This is a genomic window from Ruegeria sp. BA12 (genome assembly GCF_056539625.1).
This window is the reverse complement of record NZ_JBQFVF010000003.1, coordinates 326,253-346,472: the sequence shown is the minus strand read 5'-3', so window position 1 is coordinate 346,472 and position 20,220 is coordinate 326,253. Positions and strand designations below refer to the sequence as shown.

Sequence of the window (20,220 nt, the reverse complement as noted above, 5' to 3'; positions counted from 1 at the left end):
CGCGCGAAACCACCGAGGCGGTGAATTATTTTTACATTTTGTGGCATATACCTTCTATATTTTTGAAAAGGATGGCGATTTTAACAGGTTTTGTATTTTTGGCTGACGGTTTGTGGTCGCGCCAGGAAAGTGAGTGGTTAATGGATATCGAATGTTACGATGACCTGACCGGTGAACAAATACATGAATGGCGTGAATTTGTGGCTAGCTGCCAGCATCAGCACCCCAGACAGGACCCTCGGTTTGCCGATGTCGAGCGTGCAATCGGCGGAACTGTGGTTTTTGCGATCGCGCGTCGACAGGGGGAAATTTGCGCCGTAGGCCTGTTTTCGCTGTACCGCAGCCGGATATTGGTGGGTAGATATTCGGTAGCCCTGGCGCTGAGCGGGCCGATCTGCGACGATCCCGAGACGCTGACTGAATTTGTGGTCGCCGTGTCAGGTCACCCTCGTTTTGCAAAGGTCGATGCCATCAAGGTCACGCCATATTGGCTGGATGATGACGCCGATCAGCTGCATCAGAGATTTACGCAAGCCGGGTTGGAGATAACCGATCCAGCGCCCCATCGTGATACCGGGCTGATTGGCCTCGACCGTTCTTTGGATGAGTTGCGCAGCTCGTTTTCAAGAAGTGCGCGTCGAAATCTGCGCAATATCGAGGCAACGGATGTCGAAATCCGTCACATCACGTCGCCTGATCAGATCGCGGTTTTTTTTGATTGCCTAAACGCGCTGGTGATCAAGCCCAACAACCTGACCCCGGTCACACGCCCCGAATACGAAGCCGGATTTCAGAATGTATATAACGACCCCGAGGCCGGGGTTCTGTTCACCGCTTATCACCAGGACACATTCTTGGGCGGGTTTTTGTTATATCGCAGTCGGATTACGGCCTTTGCCCGGCGTTTTGTGGCGGACCCCGCCGCGGCCAGCCTGATTGGTAATCTGCGCATTGCTCCATTGCTTTGGCTCAGGGGGATGAAGTGGGCGATGGAGCAGGGATGCAAAAACTTGGATGTCGAAGGGTATCTGCCCGATATCGACCGCAGCCATCCTGATTTCAGCGTTCTTGAATATAAAACCTATTTCAAGCCACGCCCGGTCAGACGCGTGGCAGAACATACATTGGTCACTCATCGTCTGTTCCACCGGGCAAATGTGGTTCCGTCACAGTTGAAACAGGTCGCACGGCGCGGTGTCAGGGCGGCGCAGGCCCTGACCAAATCGGGGTAGGGGCCACGGCGCTGCAGGAGGTGTGACGCGTGTTTGGATTAGGACAGAGAAAAAAGCTGATCCTGCTGCGTAGTGCGGCCCATCGCGGCGCCGGGGCTTTTCTGCATCAAGCTTGGGCAACCGTTGCAGATATCGGATTGCGTCGAAGAAATTTGGTGTTTCAGCTTGATGGGGATGACTTTCTGAAAAACCAGCCTGCGGATGATCCAACACTTGAAGTTAGCAGGGTTTCAGGCTGGCACGATCTGCCCGAGACCCTGCGGCGGCGACTGGAATCCGGCGAGGAAAACCTGGAATGGGGCGACAAGAGCTGGTTCGACAAAGATCGCTGGCTATGGGCGGCAACCCTCGACGGAGAGGTCTGTTGCCTTGCCTGGATTTTGGGTCCCGATGAAGATGAACACTTCTTCTGCGCGGTGCCGTCAGATGCAGAAATACTCTTTCAGATCGTTGTCCTGCCTGAATTCAGGGGGCGTAGCTTGCAGGTCAGGGTACATCGGACCATGATGGCCGAAAGGTTGCAGGCGGGAACGCGGCGCTTTTTTATCGCCTGTCACGAATACAATTACACGTCACGGAGAAACATAGAAAAACTTGGCTTCAGGTTGATCGGATTTCACAATGAATCGCGCTTTACGTCCCGCCAAAGCTGGAAGCCGCTGACAAGATGACGCGGAACCGAATTGCCGACGCCGTTGCGAACATGCCCATGAGGGCAGGCAGTTTTTGGAAGCAGGATGCGCAGGGTGGTATTCTCGCACTACTTGCGAACCGGAAGGTGCATTATGCATTTCAGACACGGGTCGCGATACATGCTGCGTGTGATGTGCTGGGGCTGCAGGACGGGGACGAAATTCTGGCACCGGCTTATAACTGCGGATCAGAGGTTGACCCGCTTGTGCAGGCCGGACTGAAGGTGCGGCTTTATCCGGTCGGTAAAGACCTGCGTACTGATCCCGCTCGGATCGAGCCACTGATTACGGCCCGAACGCGGGCAATCTATGTCACGCATTATTTTGGAATTATTCAGCCTGAACTGACCGCCCTGCGCGCGCTTTGCAACAACTATGGGCTGCGGATGATCGAAGATTGTGCGCTGAGCCTTCTGAGCGGAAAAAGCCCGGCAGAAGGGCGCACCGGCGATATCTCGGTTTTTTGCTTTCACAAATTCGTACCGGTGCCGGAAGGCGGGGCGTTGGTCGTGAACGCCCCCGATCTGACCGCGGCTGTGCCGTTTCCACGCCCGGCACCGGGAAAAGTGGTCGCGAAGATAGTGGCACGGTCAACCTTGGTAAATGTGCTGGGATCTACCCGGGCCCGAATCCTGAAACGTGCTTTGTCCGGCGGGTCTGGGATGACAGAACCGGACCATGTAACAACCGACGAGATGGACGATATTCCCGGGCACTATTACTTTGATCCAGATTTGCAGAGGCGCCGTATCAGCGTCGTTGCGTCTCGGCAGCTTCGTTCGTTTTCGGTGTCTGATACCATCAAAATCCGACGAGCCAACTGGCATCGATATCGCGAGCGTCTCGAAAAGGTACAGGGCGTTGAGATGTTGAAGTCGGAACTCGAAACCGAGACTTGCCCACTGATCATGCCGCTTGTGGTGAACGGGCGCGACCGGGCAGCGCGTGATTTGCAGGCGCGTGGTATCGGTGCCACGCCTTGGTGGGCTGGGTTCCATCGAAATCTGGATTGGACCGGTCAGGATGAGGCAATAGCGCTAAAGAACCAAGTTCTGTCGTTGCCGCTGCATCAATATCTTTCAGAGGATCATATCGATCACATTGTATCCGCTCTGCAAGAAGTGCTTTCGAGCTGAGGTGCGGGACATGTCCTGAGTAAGGCGAAGTCCAATGCAGAACCTTAATGCGCCGTGACGAGTCTGGATCTTATTTTGGCCACCAACTCCAATGTCATGCTTTCGACGCCTTTGGGTTTACCGCTTAGCTTCCAAAGCAGGAAATGCGTACCGATGTAGGTCAAGATCCCGACCAGAACCTTGATCGCAAATCGAAAGCGCAGCAATGGCAGGTCTTCCTCTGTTTCATAGGCCCAACCCACCGCGTCGCCGCTGCCAAAGGCGCTGCTGACGAACAGAACAACAGAAACCATCGCCAGAGTGGACACAAATGACCGCCAGGCAACAGTTATTGGCCCAAAAAACGTGCGGGTTCCATAACGTTTCGCAATCATCAGAGTTGTAAAGATTGTGACCAAGCTGGCGATGCCTGCTGCGATCAGCGCGCCTGAGAAACCGAATTCCACCCCTTCGCGCATCAGCAGGCAGACGAACACCAAAAGGAACGTGTTCCGGATAAACAGTATCCTGGTAGAGCCTTCAATATAGGCGGCGGACCGCACGTTTTCGTGCAGCGTTTCAAGCGCCTTGAGCGGGGCCAGAATCCATATGACCTGTACGATGCCCAACCACTGCCAGCCGATCACGACCACGACGATATGATTGGCCACTAATGCCATCCCAAGGGAAACCGGTAACACGATCGCAAGAAGCAATTCGTTCAGCCGATTAAACGCCTCATCTTGGCGGTCGGTGTTGCGCGATATATCTGCAAGCCCGGGATAAAGCACACGTTGCAACGGGGCGAACAGCTGTGTTGTGACAAGTGTACTCAACCTGTTCCCAAGCCGGAATACACCCGCATCGGCCAGCCCCAGGGTGGCACCGATGATAAGTTGCGGCATGTTGTTCGAGAAAAACAATGAGACTTGGGCGCCCGTGGTCCAGACCGAAAAGGACAAACAATCGCGCCAGCGTGCCAATGACAATCGTATGGTCATGGGGGCCATGCTGTAGGTCCAGATACTGCGCGTTATCAGCGCACAGACACTGGCGACGATAATTGACCAGAAATCACCCCAAAGCCACGCCAGACTGATTGCAATGATCGAATACACGATCCGGCTTATCGTTTCCTCGGCGGCGGCGAAGCTGAACCGTAGTTTGCGTTCAAAAAGGACGAAGCGGGGGCTTTTCAGAGCTATAATCAGTGAAAGGGCACAAAGAATGGGTGCCAGTTGGATCAGCTCGGGTATTTCGAGCAGGGCAAGCAATGGCTGGGTAACGTAGAAAAACAGCGCAGCAACGACGCCAAGGATTACCTGAAAGGTGAAAACGGTTTTGAGATGCTCAACAGCGACATCGTCCAGTCGGATCAGAACTGTTGCGATCTGCCGCTGCATCATTTCCAAAAAGGCCGTGGCGACCAGGAAATAGGCGGCGATTCCGAAATCCTTTGGTGCAAGCAGCCGGGCGGTTACGATCAGTGTGATCAATCCAAGCGCTTGCCGAAACAGGCTGGAGGCAAGCAATGTGGTTGCCCCCACCGCAAGAGCGGACGTGCGGGCAGACGTGCTTTTATCCTCAACAGGATCGGACGGCTGCTTCAAACTGTTAACTTCCCAAACTCATAACAAACGACGCATATCTGCATTAATGTTTCCATATTCGCGATCCATTGTGAGGTCCTTAGACGTGTGAGATCGCGATTCTGGTGTTCTGATCAGACGACTGATAAGTGTCAGCATAGTGCTATTTTGTATGTGCCTCGCAACGGTTTTGTCTTATTTGTCAAATGATACTCGTATCTCGTACCCGTACGTTGAATTCTGTTTCAAAGTACATTCTCAATTGGTGTCATGAATTGGACACCAAATGCAGAAAGAAGCCAAGCACGACGGTTTACATGTCTTTTGTCGCGGCAGGATAGATAATTGGGTGCTGAGTTTTAGAGCGGTATTGCGGTATGAAAATTGCAATTTTCGGGCTGGGTTATGTGGGCTTCACGGCGGCGTGCTGTTTGACTCGCGAAGGGCACGCGGTAATCGGCATCGACGTGAACGCCGATAAGGTTGCTGAAATCAATGCTGGTCAGCCCCCGATTAAAGAACCCAAAGTGGCTGAACTGCTGACCGAAGCGCTTAGCAAGAACCTGATACATGCGGTGGTGGAAACACCGGATCTGTCTGATGCAGATTTGGCCATTGTCTGTGTTGGCACCCCTAGCGCGACTGACGGGTCGCATAACATGGATTTTGTGGCTGAGGTGACGCGCCAGATTGCCGAGACCGTGTCGCCCGATCGGGCGCGGCCACTGACGGTGGCGTATCGCTCTACCTTCCGGCCTGGCACGGTGCGCCAACTGATCGAGCCGATCTTTCGGAACGCTTTGGGGGAGCAGACGGGACAGGCCGTCGAAATCATCTACAACCCGGAATTCCTGCGCGAAGTGTCGGCGGTGGACGATTACTTCAACCCGCCCAAGATCGTCGTCGGCACAGCGGATGGAAATCGCTCTGACGTGATGGACGCCCTGCACGAAAACCTGGATGCCCCGGTGTTCTACACCGCCTTTGAAGAGGCCGAGATTACCAAATTCGTCGACAATACTTGGCACGCGACCAAGGTGGCATTCGCCAATGAGATCGGCCGAGTCTGCCACCGGATGGGAGTGTCGGCAAAAACCATGCATGAGATTTTTGTCTCGGACACCAAGCTCAACATCTCGGCTTATTACACGCGCCCCGGGGGTGCGTTCGGGGGGTCTTGCCTGCCCAAGGATGTCCGCGCGCTGCAACATATCGCCAGTGAGGTCGGTGCGCATACGCATCTGATCGATAGCCTGTTGCAGACCAATCAGGCACACAAGACCTATCAGGCGCAGGACATCATGGCCCGGTTGCCCGAAGGGGGCAGGGTGCTGATGGCGGGGCTGGCCTTCAAGGCCGGAACCGATGATTTGCGCGAAAGTCCCAATGTCGATATCGCCCGGCGGCTGCTGGACGCAGGCTATCAACTGTCGATCTATGATCCGGCCATCGAACCTGCTGATCTGCGGGGACAGAACCTGGGCTATGCCTTCACCCATTTGCCCAATGTGGGCAGCCTGCTGGTGAACCGAGCCACGGCCGAGGCCGGGCCCTGGGATCTGGTGATTGGATCGAACCGGATTATCAATGATCTGAACCTTGGCGATACAGAGGTGGTGCGGACCTATGAATATGACTAGCTCGCCGCCTGCCGTTCAACCGATCTCGTTTGAGGAACTGCGCCAGACCCAACCCCTGAAGGGGTTGAAAGTTCTGATCGTGGTCGAAAACCTGCCCGTGCCTTTCGACCGCCGGGTCTGGATGGAGGCGCGCACGCTGGCGGCCGCCGGCGCGCTGGTGTCGGTCATCTGCCCCACCGGCAAAGGCCATGAGGAACGCGTGTGGGAAGACGAGGGGATCAAGGTCTATCGCCACCCTCTGCCTTTGGATGCCAGCGGGGCACTGGGCTACCTGCTGGAATACGGCGCGGCGCTGTTCTGGGAAAGCTGGCTGGCGTTGCGGATCAAGCTGACGCGCGGTTTCCATGTCATACATGGCTGCAACCCGCCCGATCTGATCTTTCTGGTGGCGCTGCCGTTCAAACTGTTCGGGGTGCGCTATCTGTTTGACCACCACGACATCAACCCCGAGCTGTACGAGGCCAAATTCAACAAGCGGGGTTTCTTCTGGAAACTGATGAAGAAATTCGAGAGGCTGACCTTTGCCTCGGCGCGGGTGTCGATTGCCACCAACGAAAGCTATCGCAAGATCGCCATCGAACGTGGCGGCATGGCGCCCGAGGATGTCTTTGTGGTCCGCTCGGGCCCGGACCTGAGCCGTTTACAGCACCTGCCCCCGAACCCAGACTGGCGCAACGGGCGGAAGTATATGGTGGGCTATGTCGGCGTGATGGGTGATCAGGAGGGGATCGACCTACTGCTGGAGTCGGTGGCGCATCTGGTGCAGGTCCACGGGCGCGACGATGTCCAGTTCTGCCTTGTGGGCGGTGGCCCCAGCCTGGATAAGCTGCAACAGCAATGCGCTGATATGGGATTGTCGGATTATGTCACCTTCACCGGCCGCGCGCCGGATCATGACCTGTTCGAGGTGCTATCGACCGCGGATGTCTGCGTGAACCCGGACCGGGTGAACGAGATGAACGACAAATCCACCATGAACAAGATTCTGGAATACATGGCGTTCAAGAAGCCCATCGTGCAGTTTGATGTGACCGAAGGGCGCTTTTCCGCGCAGGAGGCATCGCTTTATGCAAAAGCCAACGATCCAGTGGATATGGCGGACAAGATCACTGAATTGCTGGCGGATGACGAACGTCGCGCCACCATGGGCCGGTATGGCCGTGCGCGGGTTGAGGCGGAAATGGCCTGGCCCCATCAGATACCCGCTCTGATCGCGGCGTATCAGCGTATTTGGAAAGGGTAGGGGCCGCCCTGGCTATTTAACGATTTTCAGGAAACAGTTCTCGCATGAGAAGGCATGCAAACAAGTGAATCCAGGCACTTTGCTTGACGTATTACCAATTCATGTCATAGTTTTTCTCCCTTTTCGGCAAATGGAATGTTGTATTGCTATATTCTATTCAAGCGCTCAGGGCGATTGCCGCGTCTGCCGTTGCATTGCGTCACAGTGTGTATTTTGTTGATATTTCAAGCACTGACGCTTTTCCGGTAAGCAACTACATTTCGGGCTTGGGTTCTGCCGGTGTTCATATCTTTTTTGTTGTCAGTGGCTTCATCATGATGTGGACCAACCAAGACAGCAGCAGCAACTGGCGTTCCTTTCTAAGAAAACGCTTTTCGCGCATCTACCCGTCCTACTGGTTAATTGCGGCGCTGAGCATTCCGGCAGCCCTCTATCTGGGTGCGCAACTGCCTGACACCGCAGAAAAATGGTTTGGCGCCTTTTTCCTGCTGCCAGAAGGTGCAAGCTCATTGATCTTTGTGGGTTGGACACTGGCCTACGAAGTTTACTTTTATCTGCTGTTTGCCTTGGCACTGGCACTTGGTTTGCCAGCGTTCTACCGGGTTCTGTGGTTGACCGTGTTTTTTGTAGCCAGCATCTTTGTGGGCGTCTTCTTGATCCCTCCCAGCATGGGGTTCATGGGGATTCCCAAATTGGTCACCAGTGTTTTACTTCTTGAATTTGCAGCCGGTGCTTGGATCGGGTGGATGGCAACACGTGGGTTAAAGGCGACCGTCAGCTCAGCAAGCGCCATGATCCTGATAGCTGCGGCTGGGTTTGGCCTAAGCCTTTGGTTGGGTTACAAACAATACCCTTCGGTAATTTTATGGGGTATCCCAAGTATATTGCTGGTCATTGGATGCATTTCGTTGGAGGCGCGTGGCGTTGGACAGCGATTTTTTCGTTGGCTCAGCCCGCTTGGGGATTCCTCTTACGCGCTGTATCTCATCCATGCGATTCTCATTCCGCTTCTAATGGCGTTCATCCCACAATTGGACGATTTGAGCCTTTTCGCGTTTCTCACCCTCTCATTTGCGATTTTTTTGATCAACATTCTGATCTCACATCTTTACTTCCTTTACGTAGAGCGGCGATTGGTGCGGTTATCTAATCAGTTACTCGCCGAGAAAACGAGTGCAAGGCACAGATCACAATAGCAGAGCAGACGGGCTCTATTTGCGCGTAAGATAGTTTATTGGGCTGCTATGCGTTGATACAGCGTCCACGGTTTGGCTGCGGCCAATACCCTGAACTCATCGATCTTCTGCTGCAAAAGAATCCATCGCACAGATTACGACGGTATCCGCTATTGCTTGAGGCAAAACAGCTGAAGCTGAAGCTGCCGTGCGATCAGTATCCTCGCTGATCTTTCAAGTGTAGCCTGTAAATCGCCTAGTGATCCGGCCACCCGATTGGGCTGTTGTGTGGGGTTGCCAATTGTCGGCACTGGGGTTTCGTTGAAGATCATAAGAGAAGACAAGGGTATGCAATGGGGCCATAAGACTTGGGGTCTGTGGTACTCTCCAAAAAAAGCAACGACCCCACGAGCGTTGCGATCACGGATCGCCAGTAAGAGTGTTTTCAAAGACAGGATTGAAGCCAGAAGCGTTAGCAAAAAAGAAGGGGACGCGCACTTAGATGCCCGCCACCAAATAAGTTTGGGGGTGTGATCAGATCCAGCACTGCACGGAGTAATACGGCAAGCTTCATGCGACTATCGATTCGCAAACCCTATTAGAAGACCTCTTATCGCCCCCCCCCACAGGACAATGCCAAATCTCTGGTCTAGCGTGTGCCACGTAGAATCCGCCACCTGCAGTTACCGTATGCAGGAATAACAAGGCGGAAACGAAGCTAAAAGAAGCTAACCATGCGTCGAATCTATTTCCCTTGAATGCGATGGGCTGACGCGGGTGAACAAGTGGTCCGATCACTTGTCTTTGGCCCGGCGTTGTTGCCAGCAGGATTTAGGTGGCAAAGCACACCAATGTACTGCCGATCCAAAGACGGATCGGGTTACTCAAAATCCCGATGATCACGGCCACGCTCGGCCTGCGTCAAGGGACCGGTGAGCATTCAATTTTAATGCGGCTCAGGGTTTAAGAGTGAATCGCCGCCCAAGGGTCAAAAACGCCGTGCTTGAGCTGGCAGTAAAGTTATTTTGGTCATCCCTTTCGTATTGGTAGCCAATATTCATCGCCCAGTCCTTTGTGATTGCACGACTGTAAGAGGCGCTGATCGTGCCCCGGGTGCGTGGGTTTGATGGACCTGAACCTTCTGTTTGCTGATCAAGAACATCGACACTGAAAGAGAGCGCCGAAACAGGATTAATGAAATAGTCATATGTCAGAAAGGCTAATGTCTGGCGTGTTTCCAAGCTGTCGGTACTGGTACCAACCCGTCGTTGGATCGTTGCACCGATCCGGGAACTAAGCAGCCGGTACGAATAGTTGAGCTGGCCGATCGGGGTTATCTCGTCAAAAGGCCCCCGGGTGAAACCAATATCAAAATTCAACGTTCCGTTTGTTAGCTGGTAGTTGCGTCCGGCAGTTGCATTCAGCCTAGTGCCGTTCACGCCGAATGTTTGATTGATCCGTACGTCGGCGTTTCCATCTGACAGCGCCTTGTTCCAAGCAAAGTTCCAGACGAAGCTTTCAGTGGTGTTACTCGTATTTGTCGCACGTTGCGTATCGTCGACCTGGCTGTATCCGGCATCCAACGAGACGAATGTCGTGGAAGAGAGGTTATATGCTCCACCCGCTGAAACAGTTGTAGTCTGCGTTTCAGTTCGCACGTTGTCTTCGGCCGTAAAATCTTCGTAACCGACGCTCAAATTTCCCTGTAAAACCGGAGAAATCTGGAACAACAGTGCTGAATCAAAAATATCTGATCTGTTTTCGATCAGACTCGGGTCGAATGTGTCCTTATAGCGGCGTTCGCGGTGGCTGTAGTCGAACTGGAATCCCACAGGGGCATTCAGACCCACGGCCCAGCTCAGGTTCGCAAGGGTGTTGATCTGATCTCCGGCGGTTCCGAGTACGTCGGCGGAATCAATGATGCCATCCAGGTTGGTGTCTGTCAGCGACCGGTTAAAGGCCAAATCCCGTTCGGTATAATCCAACAGCAGGTCAAGGCTGCTGTTCAATCGGGTACGCTGATAAGCCAATTGCGCGGATGGATCAGAAAACGATGATTCAGTCCCTATGATCGGTTCGTTGGCGATCCGGTATAAGCCCGATAAATCGATAGCCAAAGTGGAATCGTTTGCTTGCTTCAGGATATTCAGGGCAAGCTCGTTTTCCCACCAAGTAGTTGATCCGAGAGACGGATCTGTCAGTCTGAGATTGTTATCATGCCGCAGTGAGGACAGGTAATCTAGCGTGACAATCAAGTCAGACCCCGTACCGGCTGACTGGACAATTGTGGGTGGGCCAACCTGCCGGGCTGGGTTCTGCAGAGCCTGTTGTGCAATCAGCTGTTGGCTGGGCGTTTGCTGAACAACCGTTGATTGGGCGGTCGACTGCTGCAGCGGTGTCTGCGTTGCAGCAGTGGTCTGTGCCGTCGTCTGCTGTATCGGCGGTTGTGGGATTGGGCTTTGTTGACCAACTGCTGGCGTCAATGATGCAGCAAAAGCTACCCCGCACCCCAGCGAAGCGGACAGCCTGTTCCTAAATTTTCCCACCTGTATAAGCCCCTATTCGAACAAGCGGCGTGCTGGAACAACAACAACGTCTCCGGGTTTGAGCAAAGTATTTCCCTGGATGCCGCCGCCCGTGCCTTTGTAGTTGTAGGTGTATCTGTTCATCACGCCTGTTTTAGTGTCGGGCCGCCGCAATTCGATGCGTTTTCTGGCCGCGAAATTGGTCAAGCCGCCAGCCTGAGCCAAAATCTGAAGAATGGTCGTACCCTCTGTCGCAATATGTTTCCCAGGTGCGTTGACCTCACCCATTATGAAAACGTCGATCGTCGGACCGGTTGGGGCGAGCGCGCCCTGCAACGGGGGTGGTGCAAGCGATGCCACCGAAATAAATACAGTCGGCGGTGCATTGAAGTTGGAAGACAGCGCCGACGAGAGCGACGAGCTTAGCCCATTGGTGGATTGCCCGGCTGCGCGAAGCGAGCCAGCAAGCGGGAAGTTAATGGAGCCGTCCGGCAGAACCAATATGGTTCGGTTCAACGTGGGATCTTCCAGAACTTCGACCTGAAGCGCATCACCCGGTTGGATTTGATACGAGCCTTGCGCCCACGATGCTGATGCTGCGACCATGGCGAAGACTAGAGAAATCAATGCTCTTATAACTGTACGCATATATAAATCTTTCACTTTTCCCTCCCTTTTTACCTTTATGTTATTTTCAAAACAATCTGTTGGTTTTTTGACAGGGGCATGGTGCGGCAGAAATGCAGCGTTCCGTCCCCGCATTATTGTCCAGCGATATTTGCTGCGTTCAATTGCTTTATTTCATCCTCTAATGTTGGAGATACATTTATTGTAACCCCAGTTTCTTGTGCGGCCCTAAAGGCGTGCAACGCCGCTTGTGGCTGGTTAATTGCAGCATAGGTTTTGCCCAGATGGTAAAGTACCAAGGGTTGGTCCGGCAAAGCCCTGGCCGCTGGCTCAAGGTATATGAGCGCTTCTTGATAGCGGCCCAGCTGATAGGCAACCCAGCCATAAGTATCCTGAAATTCGGGTATTCTTGTCCCATGCAACCGTCGCGCCAGATGCGCCGCTTGTTGCAGGCTTTCGTCGTCGTTGCGGTGACTCGTCAGAAGGCTTGCCAATTTGTTGGCCACGATCTGAGACTGGTTGCTGAGAGGGTACAGCTTTTCATAGACCGCAATCGCCAAGTCTAGTTCCCGGGCGCGTTCGTGTTCTGTCGCCTGCAGCAATAAAAGATCTGGATTCTCCGGCAGAGTTGATAGCGCTTCATCCAATATGGCTTGGGCCTGTTCAAGCTGTTCACGCTGAATATGCAATGAAAACAAGCTGGCCCAGACACGGGCCGCGTCCGGGTGATCTTTGAGGATCGCGCGGTGAAGTTGCTCGGCTTCGTCGAGCTTACCTTCACCCGTCAGAACGCGAGCTTTCATAAAGCGCAGGTTCAGCGATCCCGGGTCTTCCGCCAGCAATTCATCAAGTCGGTTGGCGGCACCGGTCACGTCGCCCTGTATTAACATCTGCCGGATAAGCGCAATGTCGGCTGACAGGCCAAATTCAGGATCGTTTGCCAGTTCGTCCAAGAAAGCCGTCAGTTCATCCTTGCGTTGCTGGGTCGACAGCATTTGTGATCTGAGGTCGTCTAACCGTTGACGCGCGCTTGGGTCGTCCAGATTGCGGAGTTTGTTCAACACCACATCGAGTCGTTCCCAGTTTTGCAGGTTTAGGTACACATTGCCGAGAGCCAATAACAGTTCAGGGTTCTCGGGAAGCCGGTACAAAGCGTCGTTCAATACGCGTTCGGCAACTACTAGATTGTCCTCTTCAAGAAGGAACCGGGCATAGTTCAGTGTCTCTTTTTGTGCATTCCGGGACGCCTCTGTCGCGAGTGCCAACATTTTACCCATCACAACCCGATCATCGTTGCGCTCGTGGGCGCGCGCCATCAAGGTCATAAGCTGTGAATCCCGAGGTGTGACATCCAGCGTTTTGCGCAACAGCACGATTGTGTCGTTGATTTTATTTTCTTCTATCAACCACGCTGCCTTCAATTTTACAGCTTCAATGTGTGTTGGGTCTTCGACAAGGACGCGCTCAATCAAAGCTCGGCCTTCCTTGGTCTCGCCGACATCCAATAGCATCCGGGCGAATTCCACTTCGCTGTCGCGGGTTTGCGTGGTCCGCTTTGCGTTCGCAAGCAACTCCCGCATCTCGCCAAGTGCGGTTTGCGTGTCCCCGATCTGGAATTTTAGCACTGCCCGCGTGGTTTTGAATCGCGGCGTATCGATTGTGTCCAAAGCAATAATCTGATCCAACTCGGCAATCGCCAGGTCAGGGCCACGGTACTCTGCCAGAAACGCGATGAGTTTTTGCGTCGAAAGGGGGTCCTGCGCCTCCTGCTCTGATTGTTCCCGCAGAAGGCCTTCGGCGGCATCCAGTTTCTTATAGCTAATATAATGTTCGAAAAGACTTTGCTGAATGCTTGTGTCCTCGGGGAAGACCTGCTGCATCTGCATCAGCTGTTTTTCGATTTCCTCGGGCTTTTGCAGTTCCTGCAACGCGCCGAGCCGAATGGTATGCAACTTGGCCTGCTGCGGCGCAAAGCTTAGAGCAATATCGGTTTCGCTTAACACAGTTTCCCAATCCTGAGAGCGGACCAGATCGTCGATGACGATCTGTCGCGCGGACAACAGGTCGGGGCGGTCCTTTAGGAAATCATGGGCGATGGCGACGGTGAGTTCTGCCTCGGCTGTTTTCTTGGTGTTGACGGCCTCGGTATAGGTCAGCGAGTTGTTGAGGGATTTGATCTCGATGTCATCGGGGGCAAGTTCTTTTGCAACACCCGCATAGCGGCGCAGATCTTCCCAGTTCTCAGTTTCCAAAGCCATCTCAGCCAACGCGCGATGTCCTTCGAGGTTGTCCGGGTATTGCTCAACCAGTAACAGAAACTGGCTGTAAGCGATCGAGGTATTGCCGCGTTCACGTTCCAGCCGGGCATAGATCAGGCGGGCTTCTTTGTGTTTGCTATTCAGTTTGAAGACGTTTTTGAATTCGTACAGCGCGCTCTCGACATCATCCTTTTCAAGGAGGGCTAGACCAGCCTGAAAATGTGCCTCGGCCCGTTCTTCGGCTGTGTCACATGCGCTCAACACCAGAACTGCCGCCAAAAAAACAGCCGCCAATCTGTTGCCAAAGGATAAAAAAGTTACACGCAACGCTGTACTCCCGCAGAATCTACGAAAGGTACCCACCTTGTGGCGTGCCCTGCCTCAGCAGCCGGTGCCGCGCAAAACAACGGAAACCGTCCTGATCAGGATGGAAAGATCAGTGCCGAACGACATACTCTTCCAATACTCAGTATCATGAAATGCACGCTCGGCAAAAGTAGACTGGTTGCGTTTGGAAACCTGCCACGGCCCAGAGATGCCCGGCCGCATGGAATTGTAGAAATCGCCAGGATACAGTTTTTGCTGGTTCACCATCATAGGGCGGGGGCCGACCATGGACATCTCGCCTGTGAAAACGTTCCAGAACTGCGGTAGCTCATCCATCGAGGATTTGCGCAGAAACGACCCGAACTTGATGATGCGCGGATCATTGAGGAGCTTTTGATTGCGATCCCACTCTTCCCGTGCGCCCGGGTTGTTTGCCAGATGCTTTTTGAGAACTGTCTCGGCGTCATGCACCATGGTGCGCAGCTTGAGCATTTTGAAAATCTTGCCGTCTTTGCCTACCCGTTCCTGCCGATAAAAAGGCGTCACACCCTGGCAGGCCAGAAATACGGCCAAGAACAAAACCATGGGCACAACAAACGGCGCTGCAAGCAGCACAAAGACGATATCAAAGATGCGTTTTCCTACACTTCTGTAAATCCCTGGGTAGGTCGCCAGGGCAGGTGCAACAGAAATATTAGAGTAGCCAGTATCGGCTACGTCCTTCGAATGACTTGTCACTATTTAAACCCCCAGCACAAACAAAAAACCAAGAACCACTTACCCAACTCAGAAACTGACTACGCTCAACCTCGTCACATATTTAAGAAATATTGTTTTATTATATTGCAGAGCATTGCCGTTTACACACACGATACCAGCCTGCTCCACTCGCAAAGATTAACAAATTCTGGTCATCTTGCAAAACATTAATCATGACAGCTTTGTGCGCAGAACCTGAAAAGAGTGGGTATTTCAGGGTTGTTTGGAGCTGGGATGCGCCAGACCTGATTGAGGGTCTTGTGAGATTCTGTATCCAATACTGCAACAATTTGCATAAAACTTAGTTTTTGGTGCTTAATACTGCATTGTGCGGCGGGGCGGGAATTTTCTTTGTGAGGCTAGTCTTTGGTCTCTTTGCCGCTTTTCTGCACAGTCTTCTCAAGTGTTTGATGGGCATTACGACGGATACCACCAGGGATTGAGGTGGGCGAGCGCCAAATCACCAAGTGTGAAATTTAGTGCTGATTGCTAGTGTGATTTTGTGGCAGAGTAGTCCCCAGCTGCATTTGATTTATGTAATATGTGTATCGTGTAAGAGGTTTCTGGTGGTTCAGGGTATGAGTGTGGGTAATCTCCGGGGGGCCAGTACGAGGTTTGACAAGGCGGAAGGCAACCGTGGTGCAATGGCGTCCAGTGACGGGTTTTATTTAGAATTCTTCGGGCTGGACCGGCGCCCCTTTACGCTGCTTCCGGACCCTGGGTTTATGTATTGGTCACCGCTGCATAAACGCGGTTATTCGGTGCTGCAATTTGGGATCATGAGCTGCGCACCGATTACGCTGCTGACTGGTGAGATCGGGGCCGGCAAGACGACCCTGGTTCAGCAACTTCTGAGCGAAATGGAGCAGCAGATCACCGTCGGGCTGATCTCCAACGCACAGGGCGGGCGAGGAGAGTTGCTGCAATGGGTGCTTCATGCGCTGGGTTTGCCGATTAATAAAGACGCCACCTACGTGCAGCTGTTCAGGGCGCTGCAGGATTTTCTGGTCTCGGAATATGCCGCTGGGCGGCGGGTGGCTCTGATTTTCGATGAAGCGCAGAACCTGACAGTCGAAGGGCTTGAAGAAATCCGCATGCTGACCAACATCAATGCCAACACGGATGAGTTGATCCAGCTTGTTCTGGTCGGACAGCCCGAACTACGTGATTTGGTTCTGGACCCGAAAATGCGCCAGTTGACGCAAAGGGTGGCTGCAAGTTTCCATCTGGAGCGGATGGATGAAGCTTCGGTCGAAGCCTACATCCGGCACCGGATGAAGACGGCGGGTGGCTCAGGCGAGGAGTTCACGGATGACGCCTGCGCACTGATTTTTCAGCAGACCCGCGGCGTTCCGCGCCTGGTGAATCAGTTTTGCGATTTCGCCCTGATGTACGCTTGGACCAACGAAGCTGACAAAGTTGATGAAGATGTTGTCAATCAAGTGGTCGAAGATGGTGTATTCTTCGGGGGGAATTCACTAGAAAAGGAGGCAATAGTCTGAAATGGGCCCGGTTCGTTACTATTCTTCCATTTTTCTGAGGCGGCTCCCGTATTTCCTTGCTGTGTCTTTGGTTGTTTCGGTGGCTTCCGTCATCATAGCGATAACGTTGCCTCCGTCATACGAGGCTCAAATGCGGCTGATCGTTGAATCTCCTCAGATTTCTGGGCACCTGGCGTCCAGTACTGTCAATACTCCTGCTTTCGAACAGATGCAGATCGTTGAGCAGCGCCTGCTCACACGGCCGGTTCTTCTGGAAATAGCGCGAAAGCAGTTGGTTCTGGAAAACATAGACAATGCAAGCCCCGATCAAATTGTTGGTGTCATGCGCAACAACACGACGATTCAAATCAGCTCTGGTCAGGGCCAAGCCAACCTAATGACAATTTTCTTCAATGCGCGATCGGGTCAGATCGCTGCCGGGGTGTTGAATGAATACCTGACCGAGATTCAGAAGCTCGACGTGACCTATCGCAAGAACCGCGCGTCAGATACGCTTAGTTTTTTTGAAAAAGAAGTCGAGCGTCTTGGGAAGGAGCTTGATATACGCAGTTCCCGGATATTGGAATTCGAGAGAGAAAATTCCGACGCATTGCCAAGTAACCTTCAGTTCCGAACCGCGCAGCAAGCGGCATTGCAGACCAATCTAGAACAAACGGATCAGCAGATTTTCTCGCTTAAAAGCCAACGCGAGAAACTTTTGGAGATTTATGGTTCAACCGGCCAGATCGTGGGCGTAGCACAGCAAAACAGAACACCTGCGCAGGCGCAGCTGGATCAGTTGCTGAACGAACTCGACTCGAAGCTCGCGATCTATTCGGAAACCAATCCGCAGATAAGGCTTCTGCGTGCCAGAATTTCCAAATTGGAAGAAACTGTAGTTGCCGAACAGGCAGCCAATACAGCAGCGACTAACCCTCAGACGGGCAACTCGACGCTGGATCTACAACTGGCCCAGTTTGATTCTCAGATTTCGGCCCTTGAGGATCAAAGGATTTCAATTGTGGACCGCTTGGCCAAGCTGACGCTGACGATTGATCAGACCCCGGCCAACGCGATTGCGCTTGCAGAGCTGCAGCGGGATCATGACAACATCCAGGCCCAGTATAACAGTGTGGTCGATCGATTGGCGGCGGCATCGACCGGTGAACGGATTGAAGTGACAGCACAGGGTCAGCGCATATCGGTAATCGAATATCCTGTCGCGCCAGCTGCACCGACAAAACCCGACCGCATGATGGTAGCGGCAGGGGGAACTGCCTTTGGCATTTCGCTTGGCCTGGCTTTGGTTGTTCTGCTGGAACTTCTCAACCGTACGGTGCGTCGTCCAGAGGATTTGATCAACAAGCTCGAAGTTTGGCCGATCGCAACCATTCCCTATTTGCCCTCACGAGGAGAGATGATTAGGCGCCGGATTGGCTGGAGCATGGTTGTCCTGGCTATTCTGATTGGTGTGCCCGCGGCAGTTTGGGCCTTTCATACGTATTATTTGCCGCTGGATTTGATTGCAGAACAAGTGATCGAAAAGTTGGAGGTCTATTGGTGACTTTTGTATCTACAAGATTGGACAGGGTGTGATGGATCGTCTTCAAGAGGCAATTCGCAAAGCTCGCAATGAACGCGAAAGCCGCCAAGCGGAACCTATTCTGCAACCCGGGGCTCCGCAGCCTGTTCCAACTGATGACAGCCAAGATGCCTGGAGTTCTCTGCCCGAGTTGCAGATTGATCAGAACTTGATCGCTCGTAATCGTCTGATTGCCTATCACGGCGGGCCTGAAGCTGCCCCCTACGATATGTTGCGGACAAAGATGATTCAGCAACTTCAGTCCAACGGCTGGCGGCGCATCGCCCTGACATCCCCGTACAGCGGATGTGGTAAAAGCACGGCGGCCGCAAATCTTGCCTTTAGTCTGAGCCGACAGAAGGACCTGCGTACAATCGTCATTGATTTTGATATGCGACGCAGAGGGTTGGCCGAAATCCTGCGGCAGACCGGCAATCACAGCATGTCCGATGTCATTAATGGAAACATTTCGTTTGAACAGCATGCGCTGCGCCATGGTGAAAATGTAATCTTTGGATTGAACTATTCGTCAACACGCAATCCAGCCGAGATTCTGCAAAGCCGGGCCATGATCGAAACACTGGAACAAATCGAAGCAGAGTACCAGCCGGATATCATGCTGTTCGATACTCCGCCGCTGATGGCCAGCGACGACAGCCACGGGTTCCTGAAGAACGTTGACTGTGCCCTGCTATTGGGTGCCGCCGAAGAAACCAGCGTGGACCATGTTGACCTGGCCGAACAGCAACTGGCAGAGCTGACGAAGGTCATGGGCATCGTGCTGAACAAATGTCGCTATATCAGCGAGGCTTTCGGCTATGAGTACGGCTCGTACTGATCCGGCTCCGACGGATGCGGTCATTATTCCCCATTACAACGACCCTGATAGACTGGAACGATGCCTGCGGGCGTTGATGGAGAACGACACCACCGAAACAGAAATCGTGGTTGTAGACAACGCGTCTCCGGTCTCGTTGGACGAGGTGAAGCTGGCCTTTCCTGATGTGCGGTTCATCACTGAAACCCAGAAGGGCGCGGCGCATGCACGAAACAAGGGTATTGCCGCAACCACAGCGCCAAGGTTGTTTTTCATAGATGCCGATTGCGTTCCAGCGCCTGACTGGCTGACGGTCGGCCGCGCAATCGCCAACCGGGCTGACCTTGTCGGGGGCCGAGTTGACGTGTTTGACGAAACCCCACCACCGCGCAGCGGGGCCGAGGCGTTCGAGGCCGTTTTTGCATTCAATTTCCGCAGATATATCGAGGTTCAGGGGTTTTCCGGTGCAGGCAATCTGCTGACGCGCCGCGACGTGTTCGACGCGATCGGCGGGTTTATAAACGGTATATCGGAAGATCAGGAATGGACCATGCGTGCTGTCGCGCGAGGTTATAGTCTGGTGTACGAGGATCGGTTTCGTGTCAAACATCCGTCAAGACAAGATTGGTTCGCGCTCAGGACGAAATGGCGACGCATGACGCAGGAAGCGTATCAGTTGAACGGAACCGGAGGCAAAGCACGCCTGAGATGGGCAATTCGCGGATTGGCAATGCCTGCCAGTGCCATGGTACATACGCCAAAGGTTCTGGCCAGCAGCAGACTGAATTCAACCGGTGAAACCTTGCGAGCTATTGCCACTCTTATCCGGCTCAGGTGTACACGAATGGTCTGGATGCTGCGCCAGGCCGCCGGTGGCTCCATCTGAACGAGGTCCGGTAAGTAAGCACGGCTTAAATTTACCATAACATTGATTCCACGTCTTGAAACATGCGTTACACCCGCATTTGGTCCCCGCTTGGCTCCAAAAGGCTTAACGTTATTTTTTTGACGTACTCGGAACAGTCTCGGTCTGAGCGCACAATTGTTTAGCCCAGCTTTGGTAACTGGTTCTGAAACATGGCTCATACAACCGGAAACCACAAAAACCGCAGAGCGCGCATATTTATCCTTCGTCCCCCTCTAAATTTCGTGTAGCCT

General features: G+C 53.3%; 15 protein-coding genes. 10 read left to right on the top strand and 5 right to left on the bottom strand.

Annotation, left to right across the window (positions count from 1 at the left end; all coding sequences use genetic code 11):
* Positions 1 to 140: 140 nt before the first annotated feature.
* The 3 genes from ACR0B0_RS09425 to ACR0B0_RS09415 are packed head-to-tail and all read left to right on the top strand — an operon-like array spanning position 141 to position 3,060.
* On the top strand, positions 141 to 1,232 hold the full coding sequence (locus ACR0B0_RS09425; protein ID WP_170350120.1) for a lipid II:glycine glycyltransferase FemX: 1,092 nt from the start codon (positions 141 to 143) through the stop codon (positions 1,230 to 1,232).
* 29 nt (positions 1,233 to 1,261) lie between these two features.
* Positions 1,262 to 1,903, top strand: coding sequence for a GNAT family N-acetyltransferase (locus ACR0B0_RS09420; RefSeq protein ID WP_170350119.1), 642 nt, complete (start codon positions 1,262 to 1,264; stop codon positions 1,901 to 1,903).
* Positions 1,900 to 3,060 carry a DegT/DnrJ/EryC1/StrS family aminotransferase gene (locus tag ACR0B0_RS09415; protein ID WP_170350118.1) on the top strand — a complete coding sequence of 387 codons (1,161 nt, stop codon included), beginning with the start codon at positions 1,900 to 1,902 and terminating at the stop codon, positions 3,058 to 3,060. The genes ACR0B0_RS09420 and ACR0B0_RS09415 overlap by 4 nt, the downstream gene beginning before the upstream one ends.
* Before the next feature lie 44 nt (positions 3,061 to 3,104).
* On the opposite strand, the gene ACR0B0_RS09410 is transcribed toward ACR0B0_RS09415, so the two are convergent.
* Complete coding sequence (locus tag ACR0B0_RS09410) at positions 3,105 to 4,649, bottom strand: oligosaccharide flippase family protein (protein ID WP_480647481.1); 1,545 nt, start codon at positions 4,647 to 4,649, stop codon at positions 3,105 to 3,107.
* Positions 4,650 to 5,005: 356 nt separating this feature from the next.
* On the opposite strand from ACR0B0_RS09410, the gene ACR0B0_RS09405 reads away from it, so the two are divergent.
* The 3 genes from ACR0B0_RS09405 (at position 5,006) to ACR0B0_RS09395 (ending at position 8,707) form a co-directional block, all read left to right on the top strand.
* A complete protein-coding gene (locus tag ACR0B0_RS09405) occupies positions 5,006 to 6,268 on the top strand; it encodes a nucleotide sugar dehydrogenase (protein ID WP_170350116.1) in 1,263 nt (420 codons plus the stop codon).
* Entirely contained in the window at positions 6,261 to 7,511 is a 1,251-nt protein-coding gene (locus ACR0B0_RS09400) for a glycosyltransferase family 4 protein (RefSeq protein WP_170350143.1), read from the top strand. The genes ACR0B0_RS09405 and ACR0B0_RS09400 overlap by 8 nt, the downstream gene beginning before the upstream one ends.
* 143 nt (positions 7,512 to 7,654) lie before the next feature.
* Positions 7,655 to 8,707 carry an acyltransferase family protein gene (locus tag ACR0B0_RS09395; protein WP_170350115.1) on the top strand — a complete coding sequence of 351 codons (1,053 nt, stop codon included), beginning with the start codon at positions 7,655 to 7,657 and terminating at the stop codon, positions 8,705 to 8,707.
* A gap of 935 nt (positions 8,708 to 9,642) precedes the next feature.
* Here ACR0B0_RS09395 and ACR0B0_RS09390 read toward each other — a convergent pair.
* The 4 genes from ACR0B0_RS09390 to ACR0B0_RS09375 all read right to left on the bottom strand — a co-directional run bounded on the left by ACR0B0_RS09390 (position 9,643) and on the right by ACR0B0_RS09375 (position 15,161).
* Positions 9,643 to 11,232, bottom strand: a complete 1,590-nt coding sequence (locus ACR0B0_RS09390; protein WP_480647480.1) for a hypothetical protein — start codon at positions 11,230 to 11,232, stop codon at positions 9,643 to 9,645.
* A 12-nt stretch (positions 11,233 to 11,244) separates the two neighbouring features.
* Positions 11,245 to 11,874 carry a polysaccharide biosynthesis/export family protein gene (locus tag ACR0B0_RS09385; protein ID WP_368039997.1) on the bottom strand — a complete coding sequence of 210 codons (630 nt, stop codon included), beginning with the start codon at positions 11,872 to 11,874 and terminating at the stop codon, positions 11,245 to 11,247.
* Between the two features lie 98 nt (positions 11,875 to 11,972).
* Positions 11,973 to 14,390, bottom strand: coding sequence for a tetratricopeptide repeat protein (locus ACR0B0_RS09380; protein WP_170350113.1), 2,418 nt, complete (start codon positions 14,388 to 14,390; stop codon positions 11,973 to 11,975).
* Positions 14,391 to 14,477: 87 nt separating this feature from the next.
* Positions 14,478 to 15,161, bottom strand: coding sequence for a sugar transferase (locus tag ACR0B0_RS09375; protein ID WP_170350112.1), 684 nt, complete (start codon positions 15,159 to 15,161; stop codon positions 14,478 to 14,480).
* A gap of 746 nt (positions 15,162 to 15,907) precedes the next feature.
* On the opposite strand from ACR0B0_RS09375, the gene ACR0B0_RS09370 reads away from it, so the two are divergent.
* Genes ACR0B0_RS09370 through ACR0B0_RS09355 form a run of 4 tightly spaced genes read left to right on the top strand, consistent with a single transcriptional unit; the run spans position 15,908 to position 19,948 of the window.
* Positions 15,908 to 16,684: an ExeA family protein gene (locus ACR0B0_RS09370; protein ID WP_254438758.1), complete on the top strand. Its 777-nt coding sequence runs from the start codon at positions 15,908 to 15,910 to the stop codon at positions 16,682 to 16,684.
* A gap of 1 nt (position 16,685) precedes the next feature.
* Complete coding sequence (locus tag ACR0B0_RS09365; RefSeq protein WP_170376757.1) at positions 16,686 to 18,227, top strand: GumC family protein; 1,542 nt, start codon at positions 16,686 to 16,688, stop codon at positions 18,225 to 18,227.
* Positions 18,228 to 18,258: 31 nt separating this feature from the next.
* Positions 18,259 to 19,083: a CpsD/CapB family tyrosine-protein kinase gene (locus ACR0B0_RS09360; RefSeq protein ID WP_170350109.1), complete on the top strand. Its 825-nt coding sequence runs from the start codon at positions 18,259 to 18,261 to the stop codon at positions 19,081 to 19,083.
* Positions 19,064 to 19,948 carry a glycosyltransferase family 2 protein gene (locus tag ACR0B0_RS09355; protein WP_170350108.1) on the top strand — a complete coding sequence of 295 codons (885 nt, stop codon included), beginning with the start codon at positions 19,064 to 19,066 and terminating at the stop codon, positions 19,946 to 19,948. Before ACR0B0_RS09360 ends, ACR0B0_RS09355 begins: the two co-directional genes overlap by 20 nt.
* The last annotated feature ends 272 nt before the right edge of the window (positions 19,949 to 20,220 follow it).